Source organism: Neoalteromonas flava (assembly GCF_002807685.1).
Classification (GTDB): domain Bacteria; phylum Pseudomonadota; class Gammaproteobacteria; order Enterobacterales; family Alteromonadaceae; genus Alteromonas_E; species Alteromonas_E flava.
On sequence record NZ_PEAX01000002.1, the window covers coordinates 155,158 to 176,136 of the forward strand.

Consider the following 20,979-nt stretch of genomic DNA (forward strand, 5'->3'; position numbering starts at 1 on the left):
AACAATATCAATACGATACATCGGTAATTTGGATCTTTTAATCAACTTTTGTCAGAAATTCTTGTCGAACCCAAAACTGAGTATTGCAGTAAAAATCAAAAATCTGAATCGAGAGCGTTGCATGCAGCATGAATTAAAACAATCCGCGAAATTATTAGTTGCCTTTGCACTCGTACTTTTTGCTATTGAGTTAGTCAACCTGATCACTCAACGGGGACTTATCGAGTTTGGACTTTTCCCGCGCCAGTTAAATACCTTACCCATGATCCTTACGAGCCCCTTCATTCATGGCAGCTGGCAACACTTTTGGGCAAATTTTGTCTCGTTATTGGTATTCGCTGGGTTAATCCTATTACAAGGTAGAATGCGTTTTTTTGCGGTTTCACTGTGGATTATTTTATTCACCGGCTTGGCTGTATGGCTATTTGCTCGAAGTGCTATTCATGTTGGTGCTAGCGGCTTGATCTATGGGTACTTTGGTTATCTTTTACTGGCTGGTTGGCGTAGTAGACAAAAACGAATGCTTATTGTATCGCTGGTAGTCGCAGTGCTTTATGGTTCAATGGTGTTTGGCGTGCTACCCACACGCGGATTTATCAGTTGGGAATCACACTTATTCGGCTTTTTTTCTGGCTTAGTTGCCGCATGGTACTGGGCAAAATAAATTGCCACAGTATACTGGGCGTACAAGTAACTGAATGAAAATCGTTGATGTCTGAAGATAAGATCCCCAATAAACAATCCCAATCCGCCGAAAAGCCTAATAATGGTTTCTTTGGTAACTTGATTTTCAACATCATTATTCCTGTTGTGATCATGAGCTATGCCAGTTCGGATGAATGGCTAGGCCCAGCCTGGAGTATTGTCGCTGCCCTCAGTTTTCCTATCGGTTACGGTTTATGGGATTTGAAGGCGTCTGGTAAGGTCAATGCATTTTCTATTTTAGGGATAGTCAGTGTATTGCTCACTGGTGGGATCAGTTTGTTAGAGCTACCAGCAGAGTATATTGCCATCAAAGAGGCCGCTATACCGGCTATCATTGGACTGGCAGTAATAATTACGCAGTATTCGCACAAACCACTAGTCAAAATACTAGTACTCAATGATCAAATCATCAACTGGCCCCACCTCAATCAAGTCTTACATGAAAAAGGTAAAACTGAAGAGTTTGAGAAAAAGGTCGCGGTGAGCAGTTACATCGTGGCGAGTTCATTCTTTTTAAGCGCGGTACTCAATTACGTATTAGCAAAAGTCATTTTGGTTAGCCCACCGGGAACCACTGAATATACCGAGGAACTTGGCCGGATGACTGCACTCAGTTACCCGGTTATTGTCATCCCCAGCATGATCTTATTGATCACCGCATTATGGTATTTGTTCGCGCAAATTAAAAAAATAACCGGCGAAGATATCGAAGACTTCCTCAATCAATAAGCCCGCAATATGCGGGCTTGAGCACTACTCGCAGCGCCAGCTATCTTTGAACGAGCAGTCGCCATCGGAGCTTGCAGGATTGCTGGACTGAGTGTTGTCTTCGCGAATAACTGTAGTTGCGGCGGGATGCGCAGCAAGATAAGCAAAAATGCGTTTTGCAATATCGGTATTATCCATGGCACCGCGAAACGCTTCAGCCCCTTGCCCAAAAGCGAAAACGTCGACATCAACCCCTGTGTGCCCCCAAGTCGTCCAGCCAGTGTTAGTGCGCTGATCGATGATTTTCTTTAATTCCGCTTGTTGAGAGCGCTCGTCCAAGTTCAAATCGAGATTATTAAGGGTGGCTTTTTCCTCTTCGTTGAGGGTAAAACCAAACGCAGCTTCCACCGTTGCGATACGGTCATCTGATTCAGCTATCGCCTTGGTTGTTGCTTCAATCGAAGCCGTCATATTGTGTAAATACTCAGGGCTCCAACGGTAATCGCCATTGGCGCCAATAGTCAGACCGCCTGTGCTGTGATCGGCCGTTAAGACAACCAATGTATCCGGATTCTGCTTAACGTGCTCGCGTAAAAATTCCATGGTTACGGCTAGGTCATGCATTTCAGCCATAGCAGATGCAATATCGTTGGCATGCCCAGCCCAATCGACTTGACTGGCTTCTACTAACAAAAAGAAACCATTGGGGTTCTGTAAATGTTTAATTGCATGCTGAGTGAGGTAACGCAATCGATTGTGTCGCGTATCATCAAGGGCCCATGGCAAACCAACTGGGGCGAATAAGCCAAGCACGCGAGTTGGCTGAGTCAGTGTCGCGAGCTTATTGTATGTATCAACATATTGAAAGCCGGCGTCGATAAACTCAGCGGTAATGTTGCGCTCATCGCGCTCAAAGTAAATCTGCCCGCCGCCGAGAATAACATCCAGTGCAAAATCACCATTAATGCGGTCATCAAAATAGCTATCTGCGATTTGATTATAATTCCTGCGACTTTCATTCGCGGCAACATAGGCTGCTGGTGTCGCATGAACGACTTGAGAAGTCACTGCGACGCCAGTTTTCATACCTTGCAGTTTAGCTGCGTGCAAAACTGTTTTGACCGGTTGCTTATTGACGTCAACACCAATCGCGCCGTTGTAGGATTTAACGCCGCTGGCTAACGCCGTTGCGCTGGCAGCGGAATCAGTTACGTAGCCAGACACTTGAGCCGGATAAGTGCTGGCAGTACCAGTTAAAATTTGATCAAAAACGACATTTTCGACACGTGGTGTTGCCGGGTCATCGCGATAATTTCGATAGGCCGTCACGTATGCGGGACCCATGCCATCAGCAACCACCATAATAATATTCTTAGGCGCAGTGTTTGACTGCTCTGAAGTAGGCTGCAGCGCGGCTGTACATGCACTGACCATTAATAATACAGACGCCATCCCTAGAGACTGAAGTAGACGCATAATCGTAACTCTTGGATAAAAACGCAGCAATTGTAAAACAGCCGCTAGCAAAGTGGAACGTTAATTCTCGAGAAATTCCCGCATGCGCTGCTGTACCACGTCAACCAATAAATCGGGCTGGAATTTTGAGATAAAGCGATTACAACCGACCTTTTGCACCATCGCTTCGTTGAAACTACCACTCAGTGACGTATTCAGCGCAATAAACAAATCACTCATCCGCGGGTCCTCGCGCACTTCAGCAGTTAGACGATAGCCGTCCATTTCAGGCATTTCGGCGTCAGTAAACATCATTAATATTTTATCCGTCACTTTTTCACCTTGGTCAGCCCACGCGCGTAACCGTTTCAATGCCTTAAGACCGTCATTCTCTTCGATGATTTTGATACCCAGTTGCGCTAAGGTCTCACGTATCTGCTTCCGCGCCGTGGCTGAATCATCAACAATGAGCACGGTTTGGCCCTTCAAGTGCTCAATGACATTGTGATCGAGTACTTCCTCTGAAATCTCGATATCGTAGTCAATGATTTCTGCCAGCACTTTTTCGACATCAATGATCTCAACCAGCTCAAGCTTGTCATTAACTTCAATCTGAGTAATTGCGGTCAGGTAATTTGCCTTACCTATAGTGTTCGGTGGTGGTTGAATATCACTCCAAGAGGTATTCACTATATTCAGGACATCGCCAATCAGGAAGCCCTGCACACTGCGGTTATACTCGGTAATGATCACATTCGAATGCTGCTGAGCTGCGGCCTCCCCTTTCAGTGGTGCCATTTTGATTGCTTGGCGAAGGTCGATGATGGGGATTGCTGCACCGCGGTAATTCGTTACTCCTTTTAAGTTCGCGTGCGAACCAGGCATTTGGTTCAGCTTTGGCACAGTGATCACTTCTTTCACTTTAAATACATTGATCGCAAACACATGGCGAGTTCCCAACTTAAACATCAGTAGTTCAAGTCGGTTTTCCCCAACAAGTTTTGTGCGCTGATCAACAGACGCTAAAATGCCTGACATAAATACTCTTTATAATGCGTGCATCTTAGAAAGAATAGACCCTGAGATAACATCTGACAATTTTATCCGCTTGGCCACGCTAATCATCAGTTTTCATTGGGGTTTATCAGCATTTGCCGCATTTACCTGAGCCACTGAAGAGGTTTCAGCGGCAAAGCACCCACATAAACATTCACGCCATTTATACCGAACATGATAATTATACTGTTTCGTTATTCTGATAAAGCGCTTAGGATGCTCTCACACAACGATACAACCCTACTTCGACAGAGAGGAACTAACTATGTCACAGTATCAACAAGACTTAGCATCAGTAGCTAAATTACGCGACGCACAGAACGGCACATGGAATGGTATCAACCCTGATTTCGCTGCCCGTATGAAGGTGCAAAATAGATTCAAGACAGGTTTAGACATCGCGAAGTATACTGCGGCGATCATGCGCAAAGACATGGCGGAATATGATCAAGATAGCGCACAATATACGCAGTCTTTAGGATGCTGGCACGGATTTATCGGACAACAGAAGATGTTGGCCGTTAAGAAACATCAAGGCACTACTAATAAACGCTATTTATACTTATCTGGTTGGATGGTCGCGGCTTTGCGTTCTGAGTTTGGTCCTCTTCCTGACCAATCTATGCATGAAAAAACCTCAGTCGCTGCGTTGATTGAAGAATTATATACCTTCCTGCGTCAAGCAGATGCTCGTGAGCTCGGTGATTTGTTTAAGAAATTAGACGCGGCCAAAGCTGCTGGCGAAGATACTAGTGCTATCCAAGCTGAAATCGATAACTACGAGACTCACGTTGTACCCATCATTGCGGATATCGATGCTGGTTTTGGTAATGAAGAAGCGACCTACCTACTGGCGAAAAAGATGATTGAAGCCGGCGCCTGCTGTATTCAGATTGAAAACCAAGTATCCGATGCTAAGCAGTGTGGTCACCAAGATGGTAAGGTAACCGTGCCACATGAAGACTTCCTCGCCAAGATTAATGCCGTGCGTTATGCCTTCCTTGAGTTAGGTGTTGACGATGGTGTGATTGTTGCGCGTACCGATAGTTTAGGTGCAGGCTTAACGCAGAAAATCCCGGTGTCACAAGAGCCTGGCGACTTAGCTGCTCAATACAACGCGTTCTTAGATACAAAACCAGTGAATACTGTCGCTGACCTTAACGAAGGCGACCTAGTGATCAAACAAAATGGTCAGCTAGCTAAGCCTACCCGCTTACCCAACGGTTTATTTAAGTTCAAAGAAAACACAGGCTTTGACCGTGTAGTACTAGACTGTGTGACTTCATTACAGCACGGTGCAGACCTATTGTGGATCGAAACTGAAAAACCACACGTGGGTCAAATCGCTGAAATGGTGAATGCCATCCGTGAAGTAGTACCTAATGCGAAATTGGTTTATAACAATTCTCCATCGTTTAACTGGACGCTTAACTTCCGTCAGCAAATCTTTGATTTGTGGCAGGAGCAAGGCAAAGACGTATCGGCCTACGAGCGTAGCGCATTGATGAGCGTTGAATACGATGAGACTGAGCTGGCAGTAGCAGCTGATCAGAAGATCCAGTCATTCCAGGCTGACGCTGCACGTGAAGCAGGTATCTTCCACCACTTGATCACACTACCTACATACCACACTGCAGCGCTTTCAACCGATAATCTAGCCAAGGGCTATTTTGGTGATGAAGGCATGTTAGCCTACGTGCTAGGTGTTCAGCGTCAAGAATTACGCCAAGGACTCGCTTGTGTTAAACACCAAGCAATGGCAGGTTCAGATCTTGGTGATACGCACAAAGAATATTTCTCTGGTGACCAGGCACTAAAAGCATCGGGTAAAGACAACACCATGAATCAATTTGATGTTTAATCCCTTTCGAACGAAAACTTAAACCGTTAGTTCGATTTCCAAGCCCGCCACGTGCGGGCTTTTTTATGCCCGCTCGGGATTAGGGTAAAGCAACTTATGCATAATCTTCTGGCGGAAGGGTTGCCACGTTCCCTCTTCTTGTGCCAGACGATTGGCAATGATCCAGAGCACCTGAGGATTATGGCCCAAACCCATATGACTGCCTAAGACCTCAATATTTTCAGCGTGCTGGGACTCGTGCACCCAGTCATCACGACAGGCTTGCCAGTGCGCAATACCATCAGATTTGGAATAAATAGCGGATGAAGGCACTGGGGGTGGCTTCAACATGCGAGCCATTGAATCTGGTGAGCGTTCTGCAACATCGCCATTAATCAGTTTAAACAAGCGCGCAGCGATTGGCGCAGCGCCTTGTGGCCCGTTGAACGGACTACCTAAAGAAATCACCTGACGCACACAATCGGGTATTTCCCGCGCAATCTCGCGGGCTAAAATACCGCCTAAACTCCAGCCGACCAGACTAACCTTGACATCATATTTCACATGTTCAGTGATCACTCGATCAAGTAATTGATCGCTGATCACACGCTTACCATTGGTCACATGCGTACCCAAATTGCGCCCCAGTTCCCATCCACTGGCAGCATAGCCTTTCATCTTCAGGAACGTGCGCAACAAACCAGTGCTGCGGTCACTGGCCAGAAAACCTGGGATAACCATCACTGGGTGACCATCACCTTTCGGTGCACGCATTAACAAAGGCATCATCAAACCTGACGCCCCAAACTCCATCAATGCCCGACCTTCACGCAAGAGATTTAGCCTTGAAGGACGTTGGGTCGATAACGATTTACTCATAAATGTTGCTCTTCGTTACTAATCAATGCATTTAACGCTGCAAAGGCACGCACGCGCTGCTCCACTAACTCTTCGAGTTCCAACGCGGACTCCCGCAAGTAACGCGCAAACATATTCATGTCGGGCATAATGTTTGCTGCACTCGTTGGACTGATCGACAGCGTATTGGCGTAACTGAACACAGGAATAATAAGTCCCATGCCATCATAGACCGGTGCAGTGCCCATATTGACCAAAAGCTTGTGGCCTGACAGATAGACCGGAACTGGCGGCCCTGGCACATTGGTGATCACTAGATTGAAAAAAGGCTTATGTCGTTTTGCCAAAGCATGTTTGGCGTAAAACCGCGAAGCCACACCAGCAAGACCAAAGGGGATCAATTCAGCGAATCCCATTAAACTGCGCGCATCAACGGCTTCTTGATAACGTTTTTCAGCTTTAGTATTCGCAACAATGGCACGAAAGCGCTCCATCGGATCGGCTATCTCTGTGGCCAACTGCACATACATTGCGGCGACTTGATTACCCATCGCATTTTTTTCGTCTTCCGTACGCGTACTAACCGGTACCATAGCGACAATCGACTCGTCAGGTAATTGGTCTTTCTCCAACAAATATTTACGTATTGCGCCTGCACAAATAGCCAATACCGCATCATTTAAGGAGGCGCCTTTGACGCCTCGACGTAAGGCCTTAACGCGATGTAGTTCAAGCACCGCACTGTCCCACTTGCGCTCACGCTCAACAACTCCATTTAAGATTGATTTAGGTGCACTAAAAGGCAACGTAGGCGGCTTTATACCTTCAAAGCGGGTAAGGTAACTGGCTTTCAATGCCGCCTTTCCCGCATCCCAAATCAAACCGGGGATTTTACCTGGTCGTGTTACCCAGTTGACCGCTGACCGCCCTAATAATCCGAGATTCCCAGGGGCTTCCGGTGAGCCAACATTCTCCTCTTCCGGCGCTACGCTGTGTGGCTTGGGCGAGATATCAAACAGCATGCTCATCAGATCGGCACCGGACTTACCATCAAAGCCCGCATGATGAATTTTGCTGATCAATGCGATGGAGCCTTGCGGTACTTGCGCAATTGAATCGACTCCGCTGACGAAAACAAACTCCCACAAGGGTTTGTCTCGCTCAATTTGCCCAGAAAATATATCAGACGCTAATTGCCGTAATTCCTGCCACCCGCCAGGTTTAGCCAACGTTTCATGCCGAATATGCCGCTGCAAATCAAAATCCGGGTCATCTACCCAGTAAGGGCGGTCAATTCCCATCGGTACGCTCACCAACTTTTGCCGTAAGCGGGGAACTATGTGCACGCGCTGTTCGATAAACTCAACAAAGGTGTGATAATCGAGGGAGCCTTCAACAATCGCCACACCACCAATGTGCATGGGTATTGTGTCAGACTCTAGATATAAAAATGCGGCGTCTAGCCCGCTGAGCGACTCCATAATGGATCCTCAATAATTGTTAATTAGATGTTAATTGAGCTAGCACTGTTCATCAAGTCGCTTGTCTATTCAGAATTTCTATAAGCATCAGTCAAAATAAAGAATAAATGCCTCCCTTAAATTCAGCAAAGGCTTAATGTAACCATACAGCTATTGGCAAGTGCCGTTAATTGGGTCACCGCCTGTACCCAAATCATATCAGCACTTTTGATAACTGGATCCATACCGAAACATTGCGCTACCAGCGATTCATAAGCCCAGACACGTTGAATTACTTCGTCAGATAAATTGATACATATCAATCTGACTCATCTAAGACTAAAGACCTAGCTACTAATCTCTCGCAAAGTCTATATAATCATTTTTAAGAATAGAGCAAACCTAACCTATTTAAAGCATGAATATAGCAAAAGTGGATTTAAACCTATTGGTATACTTGGATGTATTGTTGCGTGAAGGCAGCGTAACCAAGGCGGCAAATCAACTCAGTATTACGCAGCCAGCCATGAGCAATGGACTTAAGCGTCTGCGTGATCTATTCAAAGATCCACTTCTGGTACGCACCAGCGACGGTATGACGCCAACCCAGCGAGCGTTGGAGCTCCAACCAATTATTCGTGATGTATTGGCGCGCTTAGAAACGTCTATTCAGCCAGAAACTGAATTCGACCCAGCCAATAGTGATCGCACATTTCGAATAATGACGTCAGACTACGCAGAATCGACCCTACTGTTGGAGTTAGTTGGGCGTCTACGTGAATTAGCCCCTAATATTACGCTAGATTTGATTACTCCTAGTGATGTTAACTTTCATGATGTTGAGCAAGGAAAAGTCGACATGGCGATAAATCGCTTTGACGAGTTACCTTTGTCGTTTCACCAAAAAGTCATTTGGTATGACACATTCTCATGCGTGATCAGTAGCAACAATCCACAGAAAAAGAATTTTGACTTAAACGCATACTTGAGTGGGCAGCATATTTGGGTAAGTAAAACTGGCTTTGGCGTAGGCGTGGGTATCGACCCGAACGAAGTACAAAAACTCGGGTGGGTTGACGCAGAACTAACCAAACTGGGTAAACAGCGGGATATTCGCGTGTTTACACGGCACTATCATGCTGCATTACAGATGGCCAAGACTCAAAACTTAATTGCGACGTTACCCAGTCGAGCAGCGCGCATTCTGGCAGATGATCCAGCAGTGAGCATTGTCGAGCCACCATTTGATATCCCACCCATTGCACTGAAGATGGCTTGGAGCGCGCTTTTACACCACGACGCGGGCCATATATGGTTACGCCGCTTGATTGCGGATGTGGGTAATGAAATCGCTAATTAAATATCACTGTCGCATTATTAGCCTGCAACTATCATTCACAGTGGTTATATTAGCCATGGAAGGCATAAATTAAACAACAGGCTCGATTCATGGTCTACTGCGCAATAATGTAATTATCGCGTGAGAGAGTTTTCTATGGCAATTTCAGAACAGCCAAGAGTTATTCGCAATCAACTGCATATCGCGCAGTGTCTATTTGATTTCATCGAAACAAAAGCCCTGCCCGGCTCAGGCGTCACGAGTGAGCAGTTTTGGTCAGGCTTTGCAGCTATTGCGGCCGAATTTACACCGCGAAATAAGGCGCTGCTAGCCAAAAGAGACTCAATACAAGCGGAACTGGACAACTACCACAAAAAACACCAGAAACTCGACCCTTCCGCATACAAAACTTTTTTGCAATCGATAGGTTACTTGGTGGATCCGCCTCAAGACGTAACCATTGAAACCCAAAATGTGGATGACGAGATTGCCCTAAAAGCCGGCCCACAGCTAGTCGTTCCGATCAACAATGCGCGTTACGCGTTAAACGCAGTGAATGCGCGCTGGGGCAGTTTATATGATGCGCTCTACGGCACCGATGTTATCGCTGAAACCGACGGTAAAGAGCGTGGCCAAGGCTACAACCCCACGCGTGGCTCCGAAGTTATTCGCCATGCAAGACTTTGGCTAGATACAATCGCTCCACTGCAACAAGGTTCACACGTTGACGCTACCGCTTATTCAATAAGTGAAGAAGGTTTGTTAGTTAGTTTGGCAGATGGCACGGTCACCCAACTAACAGAGCGCGGCGCTTTCGCTGGATATCAGGGAGATGTGACTGCTCCTTCAGCCATTTTGCTGCGCCATAACGGCCTCCATGCAGAACTTCAAATTGAGCCTGAACACCCTATTGCAAAGTCTGATCCTGCCGGATTAAAAGATATTTTACTTGAATCAGCCTTAACCACGATTATGGACTGCGAAGATTCAGTTGCAGCCGTTGATGCCGAAGACAAAACCTTAGTTTACAGCAATTGGTTGGGGTTGATGCAGGGCACACTGAGTATAGATGTCGACAAAGGTGGCAAAACCTTCACCCGCGCAATGAATGAAGACCGACACTATGATCGTTTACACGGTGGCAAGTATACCGTTTCAGGCCGCAGTCTTATGTTTGTGCGAAACGTCGGTCACCTAATGCGCAATGACGCCATTCTGTTCGATGGTGAGCCGATTTTCGAAGGGATCATGGATGGTGTCATTACCAGTTTAATCGGCAAGCATGATTTGCTCAGAAATAGCCCCTTTGAAAACTCAACGCAGGGCAGTATCTATATCGTTAAGCCGAAAATGCACGGTCCGGAAGAGGTCGCATATACGAACGACCTATTTAGTGCTGTTGAACAAGCGCTCACAATACCAGAGAATGCGATTAAAATGGGCATCATGGACGAAGAGCGCAGAACGTCAGTTAATTTGAAAGCCTGCATTAACGCTGCTAAATCACGAGTGGTTTTCATTAACACTGGGTTTCTTGACCGCACCGGTGATGAAATTCATACCTCCATGCATGCCGGTGCGTTCGCCGACAAAGCCACGCTTAAAACACTTCCTTGGATCAAAGCCTATGAACATGCCAATGTCACCATTGGACTGGAATGTGGGTTAAGTGGCAAAGCTCAGATTGGCAAAGGCATGTGGCCAATTCCTGATCAAATGGCGAATATGATGGAGGCCAAAATAGGCCACCCCAAGGCGGGGGCTAACACCGCGTGGGTGCCATCACCTACCGCAGCTACGCTGCATGCGCTGCACTACCATCAGGTTGACGTTTTTACTATTCAGGAGTCATTGCAAAGCCAAGCGTATGACGGATTAGATGATATCTTAACGATCCCTTTGGGCACGCCAGCCACTGACCTATCCGCTGAGCAATTGCAGCGCGAAATTGATAATAATGTGCAAGGTATTTTAGGGTATGTTGTGCGCTGGGTGCATCAAGGTGTTGGCTGTTCTAAAGTTCCGGATATAAATAACGTAGGCCTGATGGAAGACCGCGCCACGCTGCGGATCTCCAGTCAGCTTTTGGCGAATTGGTTGCTGCACAACGTGATAACAGCTGAACAAGTCATGCAATCTCTTGATAAAATGGCGGTAATGGTGGACGAGCAAAACGCCAATGATCCAGAGTATATTGCCATGGCCCCGGACCTTAACTCTTCAATTGGATTTCAGGCCGCGCGAGACCTTATTTTTAAAGGGTGCGAGCAACCTAGCGGTTATACCGAACCGTTACTCCACGCAAAGCGCATAGAGATGAAACGTGTGCTCGGACGCTAGAACAACAATACAGGGGCCTTTATCAGCATGATTTTCTGGCGTTTTTATTAAACGCAACTAGGCTTAGATCATCTGACTGGTTTAGGCTCGCTATGACAGAACAACCCATCGTTCCAATTTTTTCCGGAGGCGGTACTCGACTCCCCGCACACATTGGAATTTTGCAGGCATTGCATGATTTAGAACTTAGATTTGACACCTTGGTTGGCGTCTCAGGTGGTTCAATTGTGGCAGCGCTCTATGCGTCAGGGTTTAAGCTCGAGGAAATCTATAAATTAGCACTTGAGACCAACTTCAAGCAGTTCCGAGAATTCTCTATATTGCGTCTAATATTTCAAGGTGGCCTCGCCTCTGGGGAACGCTTTGAAAAATGGATGGATAAGCAATTAGACGGTCGTCTGTTTGGTGATCTGAATATGGACCTTAACATCTTAGCGACGGACATAAATGGCGGTGGACCGGTGGTGTTTAATCGTAGATTAACCCCCGACATTAAAGTGTCGAAAGCCATTCGCTACTCCATGTCTATCCCCTTAATTTTTAGCTTTCAGATCTACAAGCATCATGTAATGGTTGATGGTGCCATACTGGCCGAAGATGCTTTATTTGAGGACTGGCGTGGTGATGGCACGCCCAGTGTATGTTTTCGCTTAAAAAGTGAGATGCGCGAGCGCCCATTGAACGCGAAGCAACGGTTGATGCTTCCGCAATATGTTGGACTATTGATCCGCACCTTTATGACAGCGATTTCACGCGAATACGTACATGCCGACCACTGGCACAATACGTTAGTTATTAATACCGGCGATGCCTCTGCAGTGGACTTTGATATGACCGAAGAGCAAAAACACCAGTTATATCAAGTGGGTTATGAAACCGTAAAAAACTTCCTGCCAACGAAGTTACCTAAGGCTCGGAAAGCTTAAAAAAACCAAAGGTATTTCAACAAAAAGTTCGCCTATGTTCAAAACTAGCGTCCTCGTTCGAATCGTCATATGATAATTAGCCTATGTTACAAGCCTTGTAATTAAGCTTATACGCTGCCCAATAAGGCTTACCACTTCGATTTACGCGGCAAGGATTGATTAAGTTATGAATTTGATACCAAGGGAAAACCACTTTATTTGGATGCGGTACTTGGCAGCCTTTTCAATCATGCTATCTCATTCTAGACAGTTCAATACCGCACCAGACAATTACTCGTCGATCGCCGCTACTTTGACATGGCTTTATCCTGGCGTTCCGGTCTTATTCTTTATCAGTGGATTTCTTATTTCTTTGAGCTCTACTAATAGCAAGTCTTTGACAGAGTTTCTCGTCAAGCGAGTACTAAGAATTTATCCACCATTATGGGCTGCGTTTGGCGTTTCTGTCGTCACCATATTTGCCACCGGGATGGTACAGTTTGATACCTTAAACTGGTTATCTTTTATTGCTTGGAGTGCAGGCCAACTTACGTTTGTTTTCTTTTATCATCCTGATTTTCTAAGCCACGTGGGTACTGGTGTTTTTAATTGTAGTTTGTGGGTAATCCCCGTTATATTACAATTTTACCTAGTTGCGCCCATGTTAGGTCGCATAGACCGCAAATGGCAGGCCTCTAACAAACCATATCTGATTTATGGGGTGCTTCTTGCCTGTGCGATTTTTAACATAGTATTTCACTATTTCCACAATCACCACACCTCAAATGTGACCAAGGTTATTCATTTTTTAACGTTTCTGCCTTGGCTGTTCTTCTTTGTACTTGGCTACGTATTTGCCAGAGACTTTAGAAAAATTCAGCCTTTATTTAAAAGTGCAACATTCTGGGTGATCTGCCATTTGGTTTTGTTTTACCTACTAAACCAATTAGGCTTCAAGTGGGGTAGAAACGATATCAATCCGCTTCTTTTTGTGTTTCTTGCCATGTTTGTGATGAGCATAGGATTTAAACCGCAGAGTAAATTTAAGGCGTTTAATCAACTAGAAAATACGCTTGGACGGAATGATATTTCCTTCGGCTTATTCGTTTATCACATGGCTGTGCTTAATACGATAATGTATCTTGGGGTATTCGAGTCTAACTGGTTTGCTAGATGTTTATTATTCTTTGGTGTGACTATAGCGGTTTCGACAGCGAGCTTATTTTTACTGGAAAAACCGATAAGAAACCGCAGGGACAGCATTATTGCGCTGCTAACGTCGAGGCAAAAGAAAAGCTCTGATCCAGCCTAGAAAGGCTGAATGGGAATTAGATAACAAATAAAATCGTGGTCAGGATAGTCTGTCAATACAGTCAACCCAGACATATCACTGACCCAAAATAAATGTAACCTGGTGACCTATACCTGATAAAAGTCGCGATACCATTTTACGAAGTTACCAATCCCTTCTTGGATGGTGGTTTTCGGGCGGTAACCAACATCGTCAACCAATGCTTCGACATCAGCATAGGTATCAGGAACGTCCCCTAACTGCAGCGGTAACAAGTTCTTTTCCGCCGTCTTGCCCAAAGCCTTCTCAAGCGTTTCTATATATTCAAGCAAATGCACTGGCGTTTGCGCACCAATATTATACACCCGCCACGGCGCTTTGCTGGTACCCGGGTCAGGCTGCTTGCCATTCCAAGCATCATTGCTCGCAGCCGTATTATCGAGTGTGCGAATGATGCCTTCAACGATATCGTCAACATAGGTAAAGTCACGTCGATGGTTTCCGTAGTTGAATACATCGATAGGCTTGCCTTCAAGGATCGCTTTAGTAAACAAAAAGAGCGCCATATCTGGTCTGCCCCATGGGCCGTAAACAGTGAAAAAACGTAATCCTGTAGTCGGCAAACCATACAAATGACTGTATGTGTGAGCCATAAGCTCGTTTGCTTTTTTACTTGCTGCGTACAACGAAACCGGATGGTCCACATTGTCATGCACAGAAAATGGCATGCTCTCATTGGCACCATAAACCGAACTTGAGGATGCATAAACCAGATGCTGAACATTATTATGTCGACAACCCTCAAGGATGTTCATAAAGCCAACGATATTGGCGTCAATGTAGGCGTGTGGATTTTCCAATGAATAACGTACCCCTGCTTGAGCAGCTAGGTGCACAACTTTGTCAAACTTTTGCTCACTGAATAATGTCGGCATACCCTCACGGTCTTCGACTGCCATTTTGACAAAGCTAAAATTATGCCCATTTGGATGCGCTTTTACCCGCTCTAGTCGGGCTTCTTTAAGTGATACATCATAATAATCATTTAAGTTATCGACCCCGACGACTTCATCGCCACGCTCCAATAAATACAATGAAACGTGTGATCCAATGAAGCCAGCAGCTCCGGTTACTAATACTTTCATAACTTTTCCTTACAAGCGAATATCGACAGCCGCCTTGTCAAACATATATTTCAAATCAAAAATAACTGCATTGGGTTTGCATAAACCACGCAACTGCTCATTGCTCCAACTTTTAAACTGGTGGTGCGCAACCGCGCCAATAACCGCGTCATACTTCCCATTTTCTGGCTTGTCGATCATCGATAGGCCGTACTCATGATCAACTTCGTTTGCATCTGCCCATGGATCGAAAATGTCTAAATTCACATGGTAACTCTCGAGTTCATGAGCAATATCGACGACCTTTGTATTGCGAATGTCAGGACAATTCTCTTTAAAGGTGATGCCCAAAAGTAAAATATTGGCACCATTAACCATAATTTGCTTATTCAGCATAGTTTTCACTAAACGCGATACCACATATTCACCCATGCGGTCATTAATCCGGCGCCCAGCAAGAATGACATCAGGGTGATGCCCTAACTCTTCAGCCTTATGGGTAAGATAATAAGGGTCTACGCCAATACAATGCCCACCGACCAAGCCTGGTCTAAACGGCAAAAAATTCCACTTACTGCCGGCCGCTTCAAGTACTTCTTCTGTATCGATGCCGACCCGGTCAAAAATCATGGCAAGTTCGTTAATTAAAGCAATGTTTAGGTCACGCTGCGTGTTCTCAATGACCTTCGCCGCTTCCGCCACTTTTATCGACGATGCGCGATGCGTGCCGGCTGTGATAATTGAGCGATAGAGCGCATCAACCTTTTCAGATACTTCAGGGGTACTACCTGAAGTGACCTTGACGATCGTTTCAAGCCGATGCTTTTTGTCACCTGGGTTAATTCGCTCTGGTGAATAACCGGCATAAAAGTCTTGATTGAAAGTGAGCCCTGATTGCTGTTCTAAAATCGGAATGCACACCTCCTCGGTGGCGCCTGGATAAACCGTTGACTCATAGATAACTGTAGTACCCGCTTGTAATACCGAGCCGATCATTTGACTGGCCTTTTGCAGAGGAGTCATATCTGGCTGCTTATTTTTATCAATCGGCGTAGGTACTGTGACAATAATGTACTCACAATCCTTTATGTCTTGAGGATTGCTGGTAAAGCTAAGCTGTGAAGCGCCTTTTAGTTCTTCACCGGAAACTTCTAAAGTATGATCGACACCGTCTTTGAGTTCATCAATACGCGTCTGAGCAATATCGAATCCTACTGTTTTGTAATGGCGACCAAACGATACCGCCAGCGGCAATCCAACATAACCAAGACCAATAATGGCGATTGACACAGTCTTGTCGAGCTTATTCATGTGTTACCTATTCCTTGTTAGCATTCAAACGTGCTTGAGCTTTACAGTGCTACGTTATTTTTATTCAGTAAATCATATACATGTTTAATCGGAATCGCATACGTAATTCCACTGGGCGTTGAAAGTGCAGCTTCTCGCCCTCCCGATACCAATACTTTATTGATCACCCCAACCACCTTACCATCGCTTACCGCATACATGGGGCTGCCACTGTTACCGGGAAAAGCCGTTATATCCAATTGATAAACTTCAAAGGGCGAGCGTAAGCGCGACAACATCGCGATATCCAGCTGTTTACTATTGTTTGTAGGGATCACATCGGGTGCAATGGCTGCAATAATCCCCCGATGTGTCGCAGGATACAGCCCAATCACTGCTCCTATGGGAAAACCGGTGATCAAGATTTGATTACCCTCTGAACGAAACTCTCGCTCGGCTAGGGGCAAAGCGGGTAAAGCTTTAGCAATTTTTAATAGCGCGAGATCATGCGCTTTATCGATATCGATGATCTCTGCTTGAATAATGTCGGGGCGCTTACCAGTCCCACTAAACACCACTCGGTTTTGCACCACATTATCATCTAAAGGATCGGAAACCACATGATAGTTAGTAATGACATATTGGCCGTTTGCTACAACAAAGCCGGTTCCTGATAATACATTACTTGGAGATGCCAGGGGCGTTTGCACACCGACCCCGACGATCGAAGGCTTATTCTTTTGGATAACCGGGCAAAGTTCACAGGCATTTGCATTAAACTGCGCTGTACTGAGCAAAAGTACAAAAAAACTTAAGATTGTCGATAATGATTTATGCACGCGGTCTTCTCAAAACGAAGTCACTCTTTTTAAACAAATTAGTGACCTTTTTTTTGACTACTATACTATTGTATTAATATGCATTCTATTAATAATGCCGCCAGAGTCGAGATCGCTCGTATACAAAAGTACGACTCTACCAATGGATACCTGTGCGTAAACATTACAAGGCAATAAGTCATGCTCCAAAGGTTAAGGAAAGGATCCATGGATCAATCTATCGTAAAAGGCTTTAAAGAGTACTTCGACGTTAAAGTGGCGAGCAATCAAGCACTTAAAAACGAAGTATTCGGTATACGCCACCAGGTGTATTGCGAAGAGCTTAAATGGGAACCTGAGCGCGACAACAAAATGGAAGATGACAAGTACGATGGGCATTCAGTCCATTTGTTGCTACATCACACCACTTCCAAGCGATTTGCCGGCACGGCCAGACTAGTTATCCCAGGCAATAAACAAGATTGCACTATGCCGTTCGAGTCTTATTGTAAGGATAAAATTGATCCGGCTCTGATAGATTTTCCTGCGATTTCCCGGCTAGGGGTCAGTGAAATTTCGCGACTAGCCGTCCCGAAAGACTTCAGACGCCGGAAAGGTGAAGAAAACGTGCCCTTCTATATTGACCCAAAATCAAAGCCACACTTTTATACAGAGGAAGATCGCCGACTATTTCCCAACATCACAATTGGGCTGTATTTGGGGATCATAGCAGTGGCTAAGTATTATCAGCACTCCCACATGTTCATTGTAGTAGAAACTCGCTTGCAGAAAAGGCTCGGACGTCTTGGGTTTGTGTTTGAACCGTGTAGCCAGCCCTTCGAGCTTAATGGTCAGCGTGCGCTTTACTGCATGACAGAGGCGAATTTCTTATCGCAATTAAGTGAAAACATGCTTGCGCTGTATTATTGGATAGAAAAGTCCGTACACAAGCAATTGCAGAATCCGGCCAAATAACGAGGAATCATTGTGCCACATCCTTTTAACTACGATCTCGCATTTTCACGCAACCTAGGATGGTTCAGTGAAGCTGAGCAACGAACAATCAAGCAAACAAAGTTGGCAATATGTGGCGCTGGTGGTGTTGGTGCCTGGCATGCGCTTAATCACGCCAGAATCGGGTTTAGCCGCTTTTCCTTGGCTGACTTTGACCAATACGAAGTAGAAAACTTTAACCGACAAGCCTGCGCCAAGTTGAGTAATGTTAAAAAAGACAAAGTACAAGCGCTCGCGGATGAACTCTTGGATATTAATCCAGAGGCGGAAATTACCCTATTCAAAGACGGCGTACATGCAGAAAACGTTGATGATTTCCTCGATGGTTGTGATGTGTACCTTGATGGCCTCGACTTCTTCGCCATCGATGCACGTCGGTTGGTATTTCAAAAATGTGAGGAGAAGCGGATCCCTGCTTTAACTGCTGCGCCATTGGGCTTTGGTACCTCAGTTTTGTGTTTTGACGCTGAGTCTATGTCCTTTGAAGACTATTTCGGCTTTTCAGGAAAGTCGGAACTCGAACAATTTGCCCGTTTTTACTTTGGTCTTTCGCCTAAGGCAGGGCATTCCAGTTACTTAATTGAACCACAACGATTAGACCTTAGCGCGAAGAAAGGCCCGTCATTAAACCCAGGCTGTATGCAAGCATCTGCCGCGATCAGTGCCAATACTGTGAAGCTGATACTCGGGCGCGGCGAATTGGTTCGAGCGCCAGCCAGTGTGCAGTATGATGCCTTTACTAACTCCTCTGCCATTACTGAATTACCGCATGGTTTACATGGCGCAGAAATTGAAGCCGTTATTGGCCAGATCGTAGCTGCCTTTTCTAGTTAAGGATTGCAATGGACTCGCTTGATTTTGACCAGTTTCTAAATGTAACGCGCAAATACTACAGCGGTGATAATTGTCAGCCACTGCAGTTCAGTCTAGAAGGTGAGCAAATCGTTGTTCACTATCGAGCTGACATTGCCAAGCACACGTTAGTTTACGACTATCAAACGTTGATCATAACTCTCGGCGGCGCCCTCGAATATGCGCGCAATGCACTTGCTGCACAGGGGTTTAACAATGTTTCTGTTAACCTCGATAACAAGTTGCTCGCAACAATCGATGTGACTAAGGACGCACCTAGTCTTTGTTCGTTATCTATCGGCCAAGCGACCTTCGCCCTTCCCTCGGTTCCCTTGGCTGTATTGGCTAATCGTCATACTGACCGTCGCCCTTATGTTGCGCTTACTCATTTTGACCACGAGGCGCAAATACAGAGCCCGCTAACTTATGTTAATAGTCGAGTAAAAACTTCACTCGAGCCAGCATTGCTAGAATTCTTTGCTTGGTCTGACAGTCAAGTGTGGCGTTCTCGCCAACTAGGGCTCGATATTCTAAATGCAGTAGATTTCAGTAGTGATGAGCCTGAATGTGGACTGCCAAAAAAGAATCTCGGCGTTGGCGCGGCTGAGCTGTTGCCCATTAAACTGATACAGCGTTTTCCTGGGCTGTTTAACGTGTTTGCCGCAATTGGTGCGCAAAAAGGAATGCAAAAATCACAATTGGCGTTGTGGAAAAGCGCACAGAGCTGCCTTATATTCACCGTACCAAAGAATGCTTCCGTTGCTGACAAACTGTTCGCCAGTGTTGAAATGATGCACACCATCCTGCAGTTGAGCGCACAAGGCTACTCAATGCAACCATCAACCTTATCTACAGAGATTTTGAACTTACCTGTTAAGCAAGATCAAGCCAATTTAAGTGCTGCTGCGGGGATTGATTTTGCTGCTGATATGGAGCGCATTAACAGTGTTAGGCAAGCATTAGACATCGGCGCTGATACGCAAATTCTTTGGCTATTGCGGCTAGGTAAAACTGACACTGCGTTCCCAGACGACGCCAAGACTGGTCGTCGCAATATCACTAGTTTAAAGGCGTAAAACGTAACGCTAAGTTGGAGACAAAAAAAAGCGGTAATGGCCTTTTGCCGCTACCGCTTTTTGTACTTACCGGTTAATTATTTTTTGACTTGTCTGCGTTTAACTAGCACTAACAACGCACCCATAAGTAAAATAACGAAAGTCGATGGACCGCTAACTTCAACATCACCAGGGGTCGCTTCTTTGGCCCAAATAGTCAAATGCGATAGCGCGTGCTTGGTAATCATAGACATGGTGCCTACAATCGAAGTTACTTGCTTAAGCAGTTCTACCTGATACAACGCATAGTAGTTGCTGGATTTCATACTGAATACGAATTGGTCGTATAACAAAGGATCGACAACAAACTCTACGTCAGCAAAGTGCCATTCAGACGAACAAGCCACCGAGTCTAAATCTTCGTCCAAACAATTAGACAGATTAACCATACCTGACCATGAAGCGTTCATACCTTGGCCTTGCAATGTCTCTTCTTCGTATTTAGCCAAATGGATCCAAGTATCAGAACTGACGTTCGCGGGCAAATCATTGGTTAAAACACCATTTGCATCCCAGATCAATTGATTACTCAACCAACCAGAGTATGTCTCGTCGTTACCGTCAAACTGACCTGCACAGCCAATTACTTGCGCGTCAGGATCGTTGGGGTCGGTATGAATAACCAAATCGCTGAGACTACAGTCTTCAGGCGCCGATTGACTGTTACCATTTCCTGCAAACACTGAGGCTGACAACAACAACCCAAGTGTTAACATTATTAATTTAGTGCGTTGTAATAACATTGACACTACTTCTCCTAAAAATACTACCTACACTGAAGCAAAAAGTGCGCCACAAAAAAACACCAA

18 protein-coding genes are annotated in these 20,979 nt (G+C 45.5%); 10 read left to right on the forward strand and 8 right to left on the reverse strand.

What is annotated here, in order from left to right:
* Positions 1 to 121: 121 nt before the first annotated feature.
* A complete protein-coding gene (locus CSH92_RS04620) occupies positions 122 to 664 on the forward strand; it encodes a rhomboid family intramembrane serine protease (RefSeq protein WP_100656447.1) in 543 nt (180 codons plus the stop codon).
* 47 nt (positions 665 to 711) lie between these two features.
* On the forward strand, positions 712 to 1,434 hold the full coding sequence (locus CSH92_RS04625) for a VC0807 family protein (RefSeq protein WP_100656448.1): 723 nt from the start codon (positions 712 to 714) through the stop codon (positions 1,432 to 1,434).
* Positions 1,435 to 1,458: 24 nt separating this feature from the next.
* Here the strand turns inward: CSH92_RS04625 and CSH92_RS04630 are convergent, their stop codons facing one another.
* A complete protein-coding gene (locus CSH92_RS04630; RefSeq protein ID WP_240612746.1) occupies positions 1,459 to 2,847 on the reverse strand; it encodes an alkaline phosphatase in 1,389 nt (462 codons plus the stop codon).
* 102 nt (positions 2,848 to 2,949) lie between these two features.
* A complete protein-coding gene (locus CSH92_RS04635; RefSeq protein ID WP_100656449.1) occupies positions 2,950 to 3,906 on the reverse strand; it encodes a chemotaxis protein CheV in 957 nt (318 codons plus the stop codon).
* Positions 3,907 to 4,189: 283 nt separating this feature from the next.
* On the opposite strand from CSH92_RS04635, the gene CSH92_RS04640 reads away from it, so the two are divergent.
* Positions 4,190 to 5,785 (forward strand): isocitrate lyase, encoded by a 1,596-nt coding sequence (locus tag CSH92_RS04640; RefSeq protein ID WP_100656450.1) that lies wholly within the window; start codon positions 4,190 to 4,192, stop codon positions 5,783 to 5,785.
* Positions 5,786 to 5,848: 63 nt separating this feature from the next.
* Here CSH92_RS04640 and CSH92_RS04645 read toward each other — a convergent pair whose 3' ends face one another.
* Positions 5,849 to 6,643 (reverse strand): esterase/lipase family protein, encoded by a 795-nt coding sequence (locus CSH92_RS04645; RefSeq protein WP_100656451.1) that lies wholly within the window; start codon positions 6,641 to 6,643, stop codon positions 5,849 to 5,851.
* Positions 6,640 to 8,103, reverse strand: coding sequence for a WS/DGAT/MGAT family O-acyltransferase (locus CSH92_RS04650; protein ID WP_100656452.1), 1,464 nt, complete (start codon positions 8,101 to 8,103; stop codon positions 6,640 to 6,642). Before CSH92_RS04650 ends, CSH92_RS04645 begins: the two co-directional genes overlap by 4 nt.
* 397 nt (positions 8,104 to 8,500) lie before the next feature.
* Between CSH92_RS04650 and CSH92_RS04655 the strand changes: the two genes are divergently transcribed.
* The 4 genes from CSH92_RS04655 (at position 8,501) to CSH92_RS04670 (ending at position 13,978) form a co-directional block, all read left to right on the forward strand.
* Positions 8,501 to 9,442 (forward strand): LysR family transcriptional regulator, encoded by a 942-nt coding sequence (locus CSH92_RS04655; protein ID WP_100656453.1) that lies wholly within the window; start codon positions 8,501 to 8,503, stop codon positions 9,440 to 9,442.
* Between the two features lie 135 nt (positions 9,443 to 9,577).
* Positions 9,578 to 11,761, forward strand: a complete 2,184-nt coding sequence (locus tag CSH92_RS04660; RefSeq protein WP_100656454.1) for a malate synthase G — start codon at positions 9,578 to 9,580, stop codon at positions 11,759 to 11,761.
* Positions 11,762 to 11,853: 92 nt separating this feature from the next.
* A complete protein-coding gene (locus CSH92_RS04665; RefSeq protein ID WP_100656455.1) occupies positions 11,854 to 12,687 on the forward strand; it encodes a patatin-like phospholipase family protein in 834 nt (277 codons plus the stop codon).
* 166 nt (positions 12,688 to 12,853) lie between these two features.
* Positions 12,854 to 13,978, forward strand: a complete 1,125-nt coding sequence (locus CSH92_RS04670) for an acyltransferase family protein (RefSeq protein ID WP_100656456.1) — start codon at positions 12,854 to 12,856, stop codon at positions 13,976 to 13,978.
* Between the two features lie 107 nt (positions 13,979 to 14,085).
* Here the strand turns inward: CSH92_RS04670 and CSH92_RS04675 are convergent, their stop codons facing one another.
* Genes CSH92_RS04675 through CSH92_RS04685 form a run of 3 tightly spaced genes read right to left on the reverse strand, consistent with a single transcriptional unit; the run spans position 14,086 to position 17,210 of the window.
* A complete protein-coding gene (locus CSH92_RS04675; RefSeq protein ID WP_100656457.1) occupies positions 14,086 to 15,102 on the reverse strand; it encodes an NAD-dependent epimerase in 1,017 nt (338 codons plus the stop codon).
* A gap of 9 nt (positions 15,103 to 15,111) precedes the next feature.
* Positions 15,112 to 16,392: a Vi polysaccharide biosynthesis UDP-N-acetylglucosamine C-6 dehydrogenase TviB gene (tviB, locus tag CSH92_RS04680; protein WP_100656458.1), complete on the reverse strand. Its 1,281-nt coding sequence runs from the start codon at positions 16,390 to 16,392 to the stop codon at positions 15,112 to 15,114.
* Between the two features lie 41 nt (positions 16,393 to 16,433).
* The gene (locus CSH92_RS04685) at positions 16,434 to 17,210 is read right to left on the reverse strand and encodes a S1 family peptidase (RefSeq protein WP_100656459.1); all 777 of its coding nucleotides are present in this window, start codon (positions 17,208 to 17,210) and stop codon (positions 16,434 to 16,436) included.
* A gap of 207 nt (positions 17,211 to 17,417) precedes the next feature.
* Between CSH92_RS04685 and CSH92_RS04690 the strand changes: the two genes are divergently transcribed.
* From CSH92_RS04690 to CSH92_RS04700, 3 genes are read left to right on the forward strand one after another with little or no spacing between them, the layout of a single operon-like run.
* Positions 17,418 to 18,164 (forward strand): PEP-CTERM/exosortase system-associated acyltransferase, encoded by a 747-nt coding sequence (locus CSH92_RS04690; RefSeq protein WP_164084653.1) that lies wholly within the window; start codon positions 17,418 to 17,420, stop codon positions 18,162 to 18,164.
* A gap of 12 nt (positions 18,165 to 18,176) precedes the next feature.
* Positions 18,177 to 19,037 carry a ThiF family adenylyltransferase gene (locus CSH92_RS04695; protein WP_240612734.1) on the forward strand — a complete coding sequence of 287 codons (861 nt, stop codon included), beginning with the start codon at positions 18,177 to 18,179 and terminating at the stop codon, positions 19,035 to 19,037.
* A gap of 8 nt (positions 19,038 to 19,045) precedes the next feature.
* Positions 19,046 to 20,131, forward strand: coding sequence for a hypothetical protein (locus CSH92_RS04700; RefSeq protein WP_100656462.1), 1,086 nt, complete (start codon positions 19,046 to 19,048; stop codon positions 20,129 to 20,131).
* A gap of 77 nt (positions 20,132 to 20,208) precedes the next feature.
* Here CSH92_RS04700 and CSH92_RS04705 read toward each other — a convergent pair whose 3' ends face one another.
* Positions 20,209 to 20,919 (reverse strand): hypothetical protein, encoded by a 711-nt coding sequence (locus CSH92_RS04705; protein WP_124916916.1) that lies wholly within the window; start codon positions 20,917 to 20,919, stop codon positions 20,209 to 20,211.
* Positions 20,920 to 20,979: the final 60 nt, after the last annotated feature.